Origin of the sequence: Weissella oryzae SG25 (assembly GCF_000691805.2) — a bacterium.
Taxonomy (GTDB): domain Bacteria; phylum Bacillota; class Bacilli; order Lactobacillales; family Lactobacillaceae; genus Weissella; species Weissella oryzae.
Genome location: NZ_DF820484.1, coordinates 30863 through 45666, shown reverse-complemented (window position 1 = coordinate 45666; position 14804 = coordinate 30863). Strand labels below are relative to the sequence as shown.

The following is a 14804-nucleotide window of genomic DNA, read 5'->3' as shown; positions in this document are numbered from 1 at the left end:
CTGCTAAATTCAGACATTTAGCAGGACTTTTTGTTGTGTACCGCAGGCTTTAATATGCAAGAGCACGCGATACATGAGCAGTAATTATTATGGTAAAGAAACTGCGTTAGAAGGATGACTGATTTGACGGAGAAGCATAAGGTTACTGTTAACGGTTTATATATTAGTTATAGATAAGTGTGTGAAGTATGGAATAGTCACTTTTACTAGTACCAGCGGTATAGGCAAGATTGTGTTAAGTAAGATAAAGTTAGTAGGCAGTAAAAAAGGCCCCTATGTTGCACTAGGGGCCCTTGATAAACTATTTATGTGAATAACGCTTAGCAAGTAAGTCGCCGACTAATTGAATGATGATAATAAAGATTAACAAGATAATCGTGGCAACCCACATAACATCGAATTGGAAACGATCATAACCTGTTGCAATAGCGGTCGTACCAAGACCACCACCACCAATTGCTCCGGCCATGGCAGTCAAACCAACCATTGAAATCAAGGTAACGGTTGAAATACGGATTAATTCAGAGCGACCTTCACGGATATATACATCAAAAATAATGTCACGATCAGTTGCACCAAAAGCTTGTGCAGCCTCAATTTTTCCAGGGTCAACTGAAAGTAAAGCAACTTGTACCTGACGGGCAAAGAATGGGAAAACGCCAAGGGTCAAAGGAACTAGGGCAGCGGTAGGACCGATAATTGTGCCAGTTAATAGCTGGGTAATTGGTGCGACAATCGCCAACATGATGATGAAGGGAATTGCTCGACCAATTGAAACGACCTTATCAAAAATCTGATAAACTGACCGATTTGGTTTGATACCGTCTTCAGCTGATAATACTAGGCCGAAACCAAAAATCAAGCCTAGAATACCGCCAATAATTCCGGCGCCAAATGTCATATAAATTGTTTCCCAAATTGCTTGACCCCAAGACATATCGCCAGTCCAACCTAGTGCGTAAACATTTGGTAAATAGGTTTCAATAAAATGTCCCATGATTTATTTGCCCTCCTCTAAGACAGTTAACTGAACATTGTGATCCACAATGCTGGATTTAGCAGCCCGAATTTGTTCAGGTGTACCATTCAAAATGGCAATAATGGTGCCAACCGGGGTCTGACGAAGAATTTCCATATTTGAATAGAGAATGTTGGTCATGACTTTGAAATCCGCATAAATCGTTGATAACAATGGTTGAGCTGTTTCACTACCAACATAATGGAGTTCAACTAGCTCTTCATCAGCATTTAAAGGCTTAGTTTCAAGTAATTCAAGGACTTTTTGCAAGGCTTCATCCCGGTTAGTAGCAGTATTAATGAAGTCTTTAGTTAAACGGGCTTTTGGTTGAGTAAAGATTTCTAGGAGTGAACCACGCTCAATGATTGCACCTGCTTCCATGACGGCAACTTTATTTGCAATCTTCTTGATAGCCTGCATTTCATGGGTAATCAAGACAATCGTTAGATTAAGCTTTTCATTTAGCTCCTTTAATAAATCAAGAATTTGATTGGTTGTCCTTGGGTCGAGAGCCGAAGTTGCTTCATCAGAAATTAAAATTTCTGGGTCATTAGCAAGTGCCCGCGCAATAGCAACTCGTTGCTTTTGACCACCGGAAAGTTGGGCCGGATAGTTATCAGCACGGTCAGCTAGACCAACAAGTTCAAGCAAGCTTTTGATTTTTTGATTTTTAGCTTCTTTGGTTAGATTTGAGTGCTTTAGTGGCAGGGCAATGTTACCAAAAACGGTTAGCTCATCCATTAAGTTAAAGTGTTGGAAAATCATACCAATATTTTTACGTTGCTCACGTAGTTCAACTGAACTTAAATTTGCAATATTAGTACCGTTAATTAAGACGGTACCACTACTTGGCTTTTGTAGAAAGTTGATTGTCCGGACAAGGGTTGATTTACCGGCACCAGAGTAACCGACAATCCCATAGATGTCACCACGTTCAACTGTTAAGGATTCTTCCTTGACGGCGACGATGGTTTGATTTTTTTGTTGAAAAGTAACATTAACCTTTGATAGTTCAATAACAGGCATTTAAAAATCTCCTTCATAATAAAAATATATGTATCCTCTCATTAGAGAGGAGGGGGTGTTACTTATTTTAGCTTAATGTCCCAAGCGGCAACTTCTGACTTACCATATGTCTTTTTGATGTAATTCTTAGTAGCTTGTGTTTGGTAAGCTTTAACGACTTCGCGGTAAACCTTGTTATTCTTTTGTGACTTCTTAGCGGCAATTAAGTTAATCCACTGACTTGAAGCCTTGTTAACAGGTTCAGTGTAGATTGATTCCTTATTGCTAATCTTTGCATCCTCTGAATAAGTGTTATTAATAACTGCACCATCACTAGATTTCAAAGCTGATGGAGTTTGACTTGCATCAACAGCAGTAATCTTCAAGTTAAGCTTGTTGCTAGTAATATCCTTTGGTGTTGGTAGCTTGGCCTTTGGATTTAGCTTGATTAAGCCGGCTGTTTGTAGAAGGGTAAGTGCCCGACCTTCATTGGTTGCGTCATTTGGAATGACAATTTTATCACCCTTTTTGAAATCTTTAACTGATTTACGGGTTGTTGAGTAAAGACGGATTGGTGCAATTATTGTTTTACCAATTGAAACAACTGAGTTTTTATTTGAAGCATTCCAGTTATCCAAGAAATAGACGTGTTGGAATGCATTTAGATCAATTGAGCCAGATGCAACTGCTTGGTTAGGTTGTGTGTAGTCGGTAAAGACTTTGGTCTTAATGGTGATACCATACTTTTTCTTAGCAGTTTTAGCAACAACCTTCCAAAGATCATTATCACTAGTACCAACGACACCAACCGTAACGGTCTTACTATCGGCATGAGCAACGTTAGTTAATACAGGTAATGAACCAAAAGTAAGCCCAGCAGCAACTGAAACAACACCAGCTTTAAATAATTTCGACATAATACTCTCTCCTAGATATGTAAATAAACAATAACGAGTTGAACAAAAAAACTCGTTTCTATAACCAATAATCAATTAGTTATAGAAACGAGCGTCCGTGTTACCATTCTACTTTATCTTAAAAATTACTCTTTAAGACCTCAACAACGAGCGGGCAGGGAACGATATGATGATATGCCGATTCGTGTGTCTTGTAACGTAGACCAATCCGTTGTTCGCTTACAGACTTGCTGCTCACCAACACCAATTTGCAGGCCATTTTCGTTTACATCATCCTTAACAACTCACACCGAACGTTGTCTCTCTTGGAAGTTGAATGTACACTACTTTCCTGCTCAACTTGTTTTGTTTTATATTATGGTTGTTATATTACTGGTCACAATGAATAAAGTCAACTACTAATTTTTAATTTAAGTATTGAACGTGATTAAGGAGGAGCTAAAAAAGGTAGAAGCTCTCATTATTAAGATAGTGAATAATTTAGTTTGCATCATAAGTTTACTAGTGATTGGCATTTGTAATAACTGCTTTAAGTGTAAAATTAATAAGTAATTAATCTTAAATAAAAAGTTGATTGATTCAGCTGTGGAAGCATTTTGGTGCCTTTATTTTCTAGTATATTTTCATATCGACATTTTCTTAAATTACCTTCTGTAAGAAAACATTAATAAAATATCAAAAGTATTCATGTTAAAATATTATTTAACATACAAGGGAAAAACGGAGTGATGGGTACTATGACTCTTGAATATCAAGATGATAGTTTAACTTTACATACGGATGCTTATCAACTTTCGATGATGCAAACGTACTTTATGAAAAATATCCATGAGCGGAAGGCAGTCTACGAATTATTCTTTCGAAAGCTACCCTTTAAAAATGGTTATGCAGTTTTTGCGGGGTTAGAGCGGGCAGTTAATTATTTAAAAGATTTAACTTTTTCCAAGACTGATATTAGTTATTTACGTGATACAGGTCAATTTGATGAGGCCTTTTTAGATTATTTAACAACATGGCGGTTTAAAGGAACGATTCGTGCCCCTAGAGAAGGGGAAGTTATCTTCAATAATGAGCCAATTGTGCAAGTTGAAGGAACGGTTTTTGACGCGCAATTAATTGAAACGGCTCTATTAAATATCGTTAATTACCAAACTTTGATTGCAACCAAAGCTGCACGGATGCGTTATGTTGTTGGCAACCAAACTTTGTTAGAATTTGGAACACGGCGAGCACAAGAGCTTGATGCAGCAATTTGGGGAACACGCGCTGCTTATATTGGTGGTTTTGACGCAACATCAAATGTGCGGGCAGGTAAAATTTTTAATATACCGATTTCAGGGACACATGCCCATGCTTTAGTACAAATTTATCGCAATGATTATGAAGCCTTTAAAGCATATGCACAAACACATCATAATGTCGTTTTTTTAGTTGATACCTATGATACACTTCGTTCTGGAGTGCCAGCTGCAATCCGGGTTGCCAAGGAAATGGGCGACCAAATTAACTTTATTGGTGTACGGATTGATTCAGGTGATTTAGCCTATATTTCAAAAGGCGTACGCAAAATGCTAGATGCAGCTGGGTTCCCGGATGCTAAAATTGTGGCATCAAATGATTTGGATGAGACTACAATTACTAGTTTAAAAATGCAGGATGCCAAAATTGATACTTGGGGGATTGGGACTAAATTAATTACGGCCTATGATCAACCAGCGCTTGGTGGAGTGTATAAGGTCGTTTCAGTTGAAAATGAAACCGGTGAAATGGTTGATACAATTAAGATTTCAGGTTCAGCTGAAAAGATTTCAAATCCTGGTAAAAAACAAGTTTGGCGGATTACACGCAATAAAGATGGTAAATCCGAGGGTGATTATGTTGCACTTTGGGATGAAGATCCGCGGGCAGTAAAAGGTGGCTTGGTTATGTTCCATCCGGTTAATACGTATGTTAGTAAGCGGGTAACTGATTATAAGGCCCGACCACTCTTACAAGATATTTTCTTAGACGGAAAATTGGTCTATGATTTACCAGCACTTGAGGAAATTAAAGCCTATGCAGCGGAGCAAATTGATGCACTTTGGTTAGAGTACCGACGGAATCTAAATCCACAAGAATATCCAGTTGATTTATCAAGTAAGGCTTGGAATCATAAGATGAATTTGATTCGTAATGTCCGCAATTATGTTAATGAAGTTGGAATTGAAATCGATGAACATCAGGGAGACTATCATGCGTGATTTGCAAGAAAAAATCATTAAGGCCTTAGGTGTTAAGGCCAAAATTGATTCAGCGAGTGAGATTAAACGCTCGATTAATTTGTTGAAAGAATATTTACGAAAAACCGGACTTAAAACATTGGTCTTAGGAATTTCCGGTGGGCAAGATTCAACTTTAGCAGGCAAGCTGTCACAATTGGCTATAAGTGAATTGCGTCAAGAAACTGGTGATACAACTTATCAATTCATTGCAGTACGCTTACCTTATGGCGAACAGGCTGATGAACAAGATGCTTTGGATGCAATTGCTTGGCAGGAAGCTGATCAAATGATGCGAATTAATATTCAACCTGCTGTTGAAGGAATAATGGCCCAGTTAACCACAACTGGTCTTACAATTACGGACTTTAATAAGGGTAATATTAAAGCACGGGAACGAATGATTGCACAGTATGGGATTGCTGCAGCTAGTCAAGGTGTGGTGGTTGGAACTGACCATGCTGCAGAGGCCCTGGCTGGTTTTTATACTAAGTTTGGTGACGGTGCGGCAGATATTACACCACTTTATCGCTTGAATAAGCGACAAGGACGGCAACTCCTAACTTATTTGGGTGCTCCAGAGCACTTATATGAAAAAGTTCCAACTGCAGATTTGGAAGAAGCTCGGCCAGCCTTACCTGATGAGCAAGCCTTAGGCGTTTCTTATAATGCAATTGATGACTACCTTGAAGGCAAAGATGTAGCACCGGCTGATGCAGTGCAGATTGAAAAACTTTATCAGCGGTCAGAACATAAGCGGCGAGGGCCAATTACAGTTTTTGACGAATGGTGGCAATAAATATTTAAAGGATGAACGAGATAAGTAAATTATCTCGTTTTTTTTAACCGGATTGATATATTAACTGAAATTTTTAAAGTGATTTTGCCTAAAATGAACTGCATTTTGTGGAAAGTCGTTTGCGTGGTAAAATGAAGCTACAAAAATTGGGAGGACCACGAGCATATGAAAGTATTTAATACTATGACCTTGGACAAGGAAGAGTTCAAACCCCTACATGATAAGATAATTAACATGTATGTCTGTGGCCCAACAGTTTATAACTATATCCACATTGGTAATGCTCGTTCAGCCATTGCCTTTGATACAATTCGCCGTTATTTTGAATATCGGGGGTATCAGGTTAATTACGTATCTAATTTTACGGATGTAGACGATAAGATGATTAAGCAAGCCGCAGCTGATGGTATTACAGTACCAGAGCTTGCGGATAAGTTTATTGCTGCATTTCATGAAGACACAGCAGCGTTGAATATTAAGCCAGCAACAGTTCGGCCTAGAGCAACAGAGCATATCCCAGAAATTATTGATTTTGTTTTAGATCTAATTAAAAAGGGCTATGCTTATGAAGCTGAAGGAGATGTTTATTTCCGCGCTAAAAAGTTCAAAGGCTATGGGATTTTAGCACATCAAGACCTTGCAGAGATGGAATCTAATGCCGCTGGTCGGTTAGATGATGGTGAGTTAGCGCGTAAAGAAGATCCTATGGATTTTGCTGTATGGAAAGGAGCAAATGGTGATGGTGCCATTGCTTGGGAGTCACCTTGGGGACCCGGTCGTCCTGGCTGGCATATTGAATGCTCCGTTATGGCTACTAAGTATCTGGGCAATCATTTGGATATTCATGGTGGCGGAATTGATTTAGCTTTTCCACACCATACAAACGAAATTGCGCAAAGTGAAGTTCACACGGGCGAAAAATTTGTTGAGAAGTGGCTGCATAATGGCTTTGTGACGGTTGGCGATGAGAATGAAAAAATGTCTAAGTCATTGGGAAACTTTACAACCTTGCATGCAATGTTAGCTAATAGTAATGACCCAATGGTTTTACGTTTCTTTTTGGCAACAACCCAATATCGGCGACCAATTGCATTTTCACAGAAAAATTTGGATCAAGCTGCGCGTAATTTGGAACGTATTCGAACAAGTTATCGAAACCTACAGTTCCGTTTAACAGATGCAATTGATAGCGAAGATGACTTAGTAATGGCTGATGTTGATAGTTTTGTCGCTGCCTACAATGCAGCAATGGATGATGACTTTAATGTTCAAAATGCCTTAACTGAGCTATATAATTTAACTGAATTGGCTAATATGTATAGTCAAGCAGCGGTAGTTTCACATAAGGTCGCTGAATATATTTTGCAAACGATTGCTGATTTGATGATGATTTTTGGTGTAGATGGATTAGCACAAGAAGAGTTGTTGGATGCAGAAATTGATGCTCTAATTCAGGAACGGGATGCAGCCCGGGTCGTTAAAAACTTCGCTCGTTCTGATGAAATCCGTGGAGAATTGGCAGCACAAGGAATCATATTAGAAGATACAGCACAAGGCACACGCTGGCACCGGTAATCAAGGTATCAGTAGTTAAGTAAATAGGTGATTGGTCAGAAAGCATTAATTTTAAACAATGCTTTCTGACTTTTTTTGTGTAATAATGAGAGCAATATGAGAGTATGATGTTTTAAACGTAGTGTGATTATTATTAGAGGGGCTCAACATTTGATTTAAAGAAAGCGTAGGGTCATAAGATGCAAAAAGTTGAATTTCAAGAGAAACTTGCACTGTATAGTGAGCAAAGTCAGTGGTCTGCTTGGCTAATGCAAGGAAATTTTGGTTTAGAATTAGAAGTCAACCGTGCAAAGAATACCGGCCATTTGAGCCATGCACCTTATCCTAAGAGTTTTGGAAATCGTCAGATACATCCTTTTTTAAAATCAGATTATAGCGAGGGGATGATTGAACTAACGACTCAACCACAACCGTCAATGCAGGCGGCACATAACGAGCTAACTTATTTAGTTAATTTGACACGCAATGAATTAGCTGATGATGAAATATTGTGGCCTTTTTCTTTACCACCAAAAGTAAATGAAGCTGATATATTTTGGTTGGATACGACTTTTAAGCGCTTTTGGGTAAAAGATTATCGTGATTATTTAAAGCAGAGATATGGTTCAGTTCATGCAATAATCAGTGGGCCGCACGTTAATTTTTCCTTATCCGCAAATCTTTTAGCAGCAATGTTTGAGGTTAGTAAGCAAGAGAACCAAATAACTTTCAACAATCAAATCTATTTTAAATTAGCTAAAGGGATTGAAAACTATCGCTGGTTATTTATTTATTTGTTTGGTAGTAGTCCGCTTAATCTAAATCAGGCTGACCAGATAATACCGCAAAATTTATCGGCAGTTCGATCTTTACGTAATAGTGTATATGGTTATGTGAACAAGGCTGAAAATGTGATTAATATTGATGGCGATTTTGCACAATACGTTAGTCAGATCGAAGCTGCGATTGAAGCTGGTAAGTTATTCTCTAATCATGAATACTATGGCACGGTGCGTTTCAAGGGGGCGGAGAATTACCAAACTTTGTTAGAACATGGGATTAAATATTTGGAGTTACGGGTAGTCGATACAAATCCGTTTGATGAATATGGATTATCTGTTGATGATTTAGCGGCAATCCAGCTGATAATCCTTTGGATTTTTATCAAAGATCAGGAATATTCAGTAAATGATATTAAACGTTCCCGGCAGAAAGCTGATGAAATTGCATTGCTTAATCCGAGTGAAGAAGTCGTGAGCAAGGAATTGGTAAACCAAATGATTGATGAGTTAACTGCAGTCAATCATTTAGTCGGTGGACAATTAAGTAAGGGACTAAAACTAATTGCAACGCGTCTATCAGATGTAAACGCTACCCCAGCCGCACAGTTGATGAAGCTAGCACCTGAAGCAAATGACTTGCAAGAATTAATTCGAAAATTTGGGGTCGCTAGACAAAAAGCGTATCGACAATTGTTATTGCCTGAGGTGATTCGGGTAGAAATGCAGAAGCGGTTGCGTGGCGAGGTGAGATAGAAAAATGATTTGGGCAGAAAAAACAAAAGCATATGAAAAGGATTTGATCGCCGACTTGGGACGAATTATGCGGATTCCATCGGTGTTAGATCCTAAAACAAGTAATCCACAAACTCCGTTTGGTGTTGATTTAGTCCGAGCTTTAGCTGAGATGGAAGCCTTAGCAATTCACGACGGCTTTCGTTTTGGTCGAGTTGACAATATGGTGACTTGGATTGAATATGGCCCAGCAGATGCAGATGAAACCATTGGTATTTTAGGCCATATTGATGTGGTGCCAGCCGGTGATGGCTGGCAAACACCACCATATCAGTTAAAGATTAAAGACGGTCAATTATATGGTCGGGGTGCAGCTGATATGAAGGCTGATTTAATGGCAGCATATTATGCGTTGAAATTTATGAAAGAACATGGTCTTGGTGGTCAAAGAAAGATTCGGTTGATTATTGGAACAGATGAGGAAAATGGTTGGCGAGACTTACCTCGTTATTTTGCACAAGAAGGTGAACCAACCTTAGGATTTTCACCAGATGGCGCTTTTCCGGTTATCAATGGTGAAAAAGCATTTCAAACGGTTCAATTGAGATTTACCAGTCGTTCAAGTGGTGAATATATACTTCAGCGTTTTATGGCGGGCGATAGAATTAATGTTGTACCGGGGCTTGCAAGGGCACGAATATTAGCACCAAATTTTGAAGAAATTGCCCGTGATTTTACGCAATTTTTGGTTAAATTTCCATTTTTAAAGGGAAATTGTACCTTAAGAGGTTCAACAATCCGCCTCGAATTAGTTGGTCAACAGGCACATGGAGCATATCCGTATGAAGGGAAAAATGCGGGGACCTATCTGGCGGCCTTTTTGAACCGCTATAATTTTAATGATGATGCCCAAAAATTTTTAAATCTATTAACCGAATACCATAATGATATTGCCGGTGAACATCTGGACTTGAACTATTTTGATGAGGAGATGGGCGACTTAACTGTAAACGTAGCAATAATGCGATTTAACCAGAATGGTCAAGGAAATATTTCCTTAAATTTCCGTTATCCAAAGGGAATCATACTACCGACTGTTTTGAAACAGGTTAAAGCGCATTTGAACGGGCTAGAAGCAACAATTACAGTCAAGGAAGGGAGTATGGAGCCACACTTAGTACCTTTAGAGGATCCACTTGTTAGTGTTCTTTCTTTGGCTTACGCAAGTGAACGGGGAATGTATGCTGCTCCTAGGACTTCAAACGGCGGTTCCTATGCTCGCTTATTAAAACGTGGTGTTGCCTTTGGTGGGCAGTTTCCAGATGTACCAGTCACTAGTCACCAAGTAAATGAACATATACCAGTTGCAAATATGACGCGAACCATGGCGATTTTTGTTGCAGCTTTAATTGGTCTTGAACAACTTTAAAGTGTTGGTTTAAAAAGGACTGTGCTTAGTGTGGTGTGGTACAATGATTTTTATGAATGAAAAGATGAATTATGAGCAATTAAATGGTTTAGACCTTGCCTATTATGGCGATGCAGTTTATGAAGTATATATAAGACAGCACTTGTTAGCTAAGGGAATTACAAAGCCGTATCTTTTACAAAAGACAGCCAAAAATTATGTATCAGCTAAGGCGCATGCCGCTTTATATGAATTAATGTTGGCAGATGATGTCTTGACAGAGCAAGAGCAGCTTTATTTTAAGCGTGGTCGGAATGCAAACTCACATACGAAGGCAAAAAATACTGATGTGGTGACCTATCGAATTTCAACGGGTTTTGAAGCTTTGGTTGGGTATTTGGCAGCAAGTAATCAGACAGAACGCTTAGAAGTAATCATTGAGTGGGTATATCAACAGGTAGAAAGTGGACGGACAAGGACGAATGGCAATGAAAAAAAGTAAAGGGGCGCAAGGGAAGACCACTAATCGTAGTGAAAATCAGCAGGCACAAGCAAAAGTAAGTGATGAACCAGCTGAGTTTATCTTTGGCCACCATGCTAGTGTGGAAGCACTAAAAGGTAAGACTGAAATCAATAAGGTATGGTTGCAAACTGGTTTAAACGATAAATTAAGAAACGAAGTTGTAGCTTTGGCTAAAAAGCGTAGCTTAATTATACAAGAGACACCAAAGAGCAAATTAGATGAATTAACCGATGGACAAAACCATCAGGGAATTGTTTTGTCAGTTGCCGCTTATACCTATGCTTCGATTGATGAGCTTTTTGCTAAAGCTGAAGCAGCGGGTGAAGCACCTTTCTTTCTAATTTTAGATTCCATTGAGGATCCACATAATCTGGGATCAATTCTACGGACGGCGGATGCAGCAGGAGTACACGGGATTATTATTCCTAAACGTCGGGCGGTCCAACTAACGAATGTAGTTGCTAAAACTTCAACTGGGGCAATTGAGCATGTACCAGTGGCAAGAGTAACTAACTTAGTACAAACAGTTGAAATGCTTAAAGAAAAGGGCCTATGGGTCTTTGGTACTGATATGAACGGTAAGGATTACCGGCAATGGGATGCAGCAGGACCAACTGCGTTGATTATTGGTAATGAGGGAAAGGGAATTGCTCCACTCTTAAAGAAGACCGTTGATGAGATGTTGACAATTCCAATGATTGGGCACGTGCAAAGCTTAAATGCGTCAGTTGCCGCCTCATTGTTGATTTATCAAGGATTTAATAGCCGACATAAATTATAAAATGGAGAACACCGGATTAACGGTGTTTTTTATTTGTAAGCGTTTACGAAGTTGGGAATTTAGCTTATTATAGAAGGGTAATTGAGCTGATAACAAGGAGAAACGCAATGGATAATAAAATTGCTCGACCAGAGGCAACCTATCATACAGTTGCAGTTAATGAGGATGGTTTATTTGGTCAATCGTATATTGATGGACGCAATGGGTTAAAAGTGGCGGTAGCAAGTCCGCAAGCCGATGAAACTGGCTCTAATCCAGAACAATTAATTGGTTTAGCTTTGGTAACTTGTTTTAATGCAACTTTAGAGGCAATTGAAAAACGTAATGGTTATGAACATCGTAGTAAGGCTCGGGCTGATGTGTATCAAGCACCAGATACACGGGGGTTACAGTTTTTTATTGATGTAACTGCCTATATTCCGACTGATATAATTGGAGCAGAAAAAGCACAAGCAATGTTTGAATTGGCCGAAAGTCGTTGTCCAGTTGCAAAACTATTAGGTTCAAGTGAAAATGTAACGTTTACTTTAGTTGATGAGTGGTGAAAATTAAAGTTACTATAGATGAGACTTAAGTAGACCTATTAACTAGGCAGTTAAGTAAACGGCTAAGATGACTTTTACCCGTTTTTTTGCATGGTTCCCCCATATATATCATTAAACGGCATACTAAGTTCGTGGAGGTATGTGGGATGAAGACTTATACAGCAGAAGATATTGCCTTGGCTCAAGCCGGGGATGAGCCAGCATTTGAACGACTACTCTTAGCTCATTACGGTATCATCTGGCAGTGCTATCGTAAGTTAAGCTACCGATTGAATAATGATGAGTGGTTGCAAGAATGTCGGATTATTATGTTATTTTGTATTCGACACTTGGCAGGTAGAGAGATTCGTTATTTTTCTGGATATTTTAAAAAGGCTTGTGTCAATAAAGTGATGGCTTATTTTGGCCGAGAATTTCCAAAACGTAATCAGCAAGAGCATGAGTTATTTGAAGATTTTACTGAAGTGATTGATTATCAAGGGCCAAGGGTAAATGTAACTAAACGGCTTGAAGCCAAGACATATTTAATGGACTTAATCAATAAGATGGCAAAACGTGAGCAGGAGATTATGCGTTTAAAATTACAAGGGTATTCAAATAAAGAGATTGCCAGCCAGCTTGGCTTATGCCGGGCGACCATTCAAAATACTTGGCGTGATTTAAAAGAAAACCTGCAAAATAATCAAAAGTTACTTTAAATGATTTTAGGCATTTAAAGTTGTACTTTGCTAAATAGCCATGCTACACTTAAGAAAATTAGATTTTTAAGAAAAAGAAAGAGCGGTATGTCTAATGGCAGTTAAAAAGGTTGCGTTAGCATGCAGCGTTTGCGGTTCAAGAAATTACATGGTTGCTAAAAAGCCTACTCGTGTTGAACGATTAGAAGTAAAAAAGTTTTGTAAGTTCTGTGGTCAGCACACGTTACATAAAGAAACGATGTAGGCATGCTCAGTAGGGGAGAATAGTGATGCGATTTATTGCAAGTGTATTTGAAGAAATGAGAAAGGTGACCTGGCCAACATTTAGCGAAAATGTTCGTTATACTTGGATTGTTTTGTTGACCTCAGCTTTTTTCGCCATTACATTTGGCTTGGCTGACTGGGTTTTCCAGCAGGGAATTACTTTCTTGTCGACACACTAAAAATAGCTTATAATATCGTTATAAAGACGATTTTGAAAAGCCCCCTCTTTTTGAGGTGGTTTTTTAGTTTGAACAATTTAGGATTTATTTTCTGGAGGAAAACATGGTTGAGTCAATTGACAAACAGTGGTATGTATTACATACATACGCTGGTTATGAAAATAAGGTTAAGGCAAATCTTGAGTCACGTATTGAGACAATGGGAATGAAAGATTTCATTTACCGCGTAATCGTACCAGAGCAAGAAGTAACTGTTGAGCAGAATGGTGAGATGAAGGTTGTTAAAGAAAACGATTATCCAGGATACGCATTAGTCGAGATGACAATGACCGATGAAGCTTGGTATGTTGTACGTAATACGCCTGGCGTAACTGGTTTCGTGGGTTCACACGGAGGAGGCTCAAAGCCAACGCCACTTTTGCCTGAAGAGGCTGAAGCTTTGTTGCACCGAATGGGTATGGTAGAGCGTAAGGTTGTTGAACTTGATGCAGAGATTGGTGAGACCGTTAAGGTAATCGCCGGTTCATTTGATGGTTTCCAAGGCCAGATCACAGCCATTGATAACGATAAGCAAGAAGTTACAGTTTTGGTTGACTTCATGGGTCGTGAGACACCAACTGAAATTTCCTTTAATGACGTTGAGCCAATTGTTTAATTAGCTTGATTTCATATAGTAGATTAAAAAGAGTCACCGCTTTTTTGACTTGGTTAGGTAATAGATGAAGTAAGTACGTTAAATCAAGCTGGTTTAGCGTACTTATTTTTTTAATCCCCCCAAAACACTTGCAATAAGGCTAGTGATTTAGTATTATATTCAGGTATGTGTGGCGACACACGTATGTGGGAGGCGGAAATCGAAACTCGCCATTAAGTACCACAAGCACGAAGGAGGAAACAATCGTGGCTAAGAAGGTTTCAAGTATTGTTAAGTTGCAGATTCCAGCCGGTAAGGCTACTCCTGCACCTCCAGTTGGTCCTGCCTTGGGACAAGCTGGTGTTAACATCATGGGATTCGCAAAGGAATTTAACGCACGGACTGCTGATCAAGGTGGTTTGTTGATTCCAGTTGTAATCACTGTTTATGAAGATCGTTCATTCGACTTCGTTACAAAGACACCACCTGCAGCTGTTCTTTTGAAGAAGGCTGCTGGTGTGGAGAAGGGTTCTGGAGAACCTAACACCAAGAAGGTAGCAACGGTTTCTGCTGCGCAAGTTCGCGAAATCGCTGAGACTAAGATGCAAGATCTAAACGCAGCTGATGTAGATGCAGCTGTTCGCATGATCGAAGGTACTGCACGTTCAATGGGATTTGTTGTTGAAGGTTAATTAAAAGCTTGGGCC

At 39.1% G+C, this 14804-nt stretch carries 16 protein-coding genes; 13 read left to right on the top strand and 3 right to left on the bottom strand.

Features of this window, described 5'->3' with window-relative positions; translation table 11 throughout:
* Nucleotides 1–301: 301 nt before the first annotated feature.
* The 3 genes from TT13_RS00215 to TT13_RS00205 form a co-directional block, all read right to left on the bottom strand.
* Nucleotides 302–997, bottom strand: a complete 696-nt coding sequence (locus tag TT13_RS00215; RefSeq protein ID WP_027698104.1) for a methionine ABC transporter permease — start codon at nt 995–997, stop codon at nt 302–304.
* Nucleotides 998–1000: 3 nt separating this feature from the next.
* Nucleotides 1001–2044: a methionine ABC transporter ATP-binding protein gene (locus TT13_RS00210; RefSeq protein WP_027698103.1), complete on the bottom strand. Its 1044-nt coding sequence runs from the start codon at nt 2042–2044 to the stop codon at nt 1001–1003.
* Nucleotides 2045–2106: 62 nt separating this feature from the next.
* On the bottom strand, nt 2107–2940 hold the full coding sequence (locus TT13_RS00205) for a MetQ/NlpA family ABC transporter substrate-binding protein (RefSeq protein ID WP_027698102.1): 834 nt from the start codon (nt 2938–2940) through the stop codon (nt 2107–2109).
* Nucleotides 2941–3677: 737 nt separating this feature from the next.
* Here TT13_RS00205 and TT13_RS00200 point away from each other — a divergent pair.
* The 13 genes from TT13_RS00200 to rplK all read left to right on the top strand — a co-directional run bounded on the left by TT13_RS00200 (nt 3678) and on the right by rplK (nt 14789).
* Nucleotides 3678–5180: a nicotinate phosphoribosyltransferase gene (locus tag TT13_RS00200; protein ID WP_045476339.1), complete on the top strand. Its 1503-nt coding sequence runs from the start codon at nt 3678–3680 to the stop codon at nt 5178–5180.
* Nucleotides 5173–5997 (top strand): ammonia-dependent NAD(+) synthetase, encoded by an 825-nt coding sequence (nadE, locus tag TT13_RS00195; protein ID WP_027698100.1) that lies wholly within the window; start codon nt 5173–5175, stop codon nt 5995–5997. Before TT13_RS00200 ends, nadE begins: the two co-directional genes overlap by 8 nt.
* A gap of 165 nt (nt 5998–6162) precedes the next feature.
* Nucleotides 6163–7572 (top strand): cysteine--tRNA ligase, encoded by a 1410-nt coding sequence (gene cysS / locus TT13_RS00190; RefSeq protein ID WP_027698099.1) that lies wholly within the window; start codon nt 6163–6165, stop codon nt 7570–7572.
* Nucleotides 7573–7751: 179 nt separating this feature from the next.
* The gene (locus tag TT13_RS00185) at nt 7752–9086 is read left to right on the top strand and encodes a hypothetical protein (protein WP_052348494.1); all 1335 of its coding nucleotides are present in this window, start codon (nt 7752–7754) and stop codon (nt 9084–9086) included.
* 4 nt (nt 9087–9090) lie between these two features.
* On the top strand, nt 9091–10494 hold the full coding sequence (gene pepV, locus TT13_RS00180; protein ID WP_027698098.1) for a dipeptidase PepV: 1404 nt from the start codon (nt 9091–9093) through the stop codon (nt 10492–10494).
* A 52-nt stretch (nt 10495–10546) separates the two neighbouring features.
* The gene (locus TT13_RS00175) at nt 10547–10975 is read left to right on the top strand and encodes a Mini-ribonuclease 3 (RefSeq protein ID WP_027698097.1); all 429 of its coding nucleotides are present in this window, start codon (nt 10547–10549) and stop codon (nt 10973–10975) included.
* Complete coding sequence (rlmB, locus tag TT13_RS00170) at nt 10962–11777, top strand: 23S rRNA (guanosine(2251)-2'-O)-methyltransferase RlmB (RefSeq protein ID WP_045476249.1); 816 nt, start codon at nt 10962–10964, stop codon at nt 11775–11777. Before TT13_RS00175 ends, rlmB begins: the two co-directional genes overlap by 14 nt.
* A gap of 107 nt (nt 11778–11884) precedes the next feature.
* Nucleotides 11885–12322 (top strand): OsmC family protein, encoded by a 438-nt coding sequence (locus TT13_RS00165; protein WP_027698095.1) that lies wholly within the window; start codon nt 11885–11887, stop codon nt 12320–12322.
* Between the two features lie 146 nt (nt 12323–12468).
* Complete coding sequence (locus tag TT13_RS00160; RefSeq protein ID WP_027698094.1) at nt 12469–13020, top strand: sigma-70 family RNA polymerase sigma factor; 552 nt, start codon at nt 12469–12471, stop codon at nt 13018–13020.
* A gap of 94 nt (nt 13021–13114) precedes the next feature.
* The gene (gene rpmG / locus TT13_RS11025; RefSeq protein WP_082816146.1) at nt 13115–13264 is read left to right on the top strand and encodes a 50S ribosomal protein L33; all 150 of its coding nucleotides are present in this window, start codon (nt 13115–13117) and stop codon (nt 13262–13264) included.
* Nucleotides 13265–13289: 25 nt separating this feature from the next.
* On the top strand, nt 13290–13463 hold the full coding sequence (secE, locus tag TT13_RS00155; RefSeq protein WP_027698093.1) for a preprotein translocase subunit SecE: 174 nt from the start codon (nt 13290–13292) through the stop codon (nt 13461–13463).
* A 103-nt stretch (nt 13464–13566) separates the two neighbouring features.
* Nucleotides 13567–14118, top strand: a complete 552-nt coding sequence (gene nusG / locus TT13_RS00150; protein ID WP_027698092.1) for a transcription termination/antitermination protein NusG — start codon at nt 13567–13569, stop codon at nt 14116–14118.
* Nucleotides 14119–14363: 245 nt separating this feature from the next.
* A complete protein-coding gene (gene rplK / locus TT13_RS00145; protein WP_027698091.1) occupies nt 14364–14789 on the top strand; it encodes a 50S ribosomal protein L11 in 426 nt (141 codons plus the stop codon).
* Nucleotides 14790–14804: the final 15 nt, after the last annotated feature.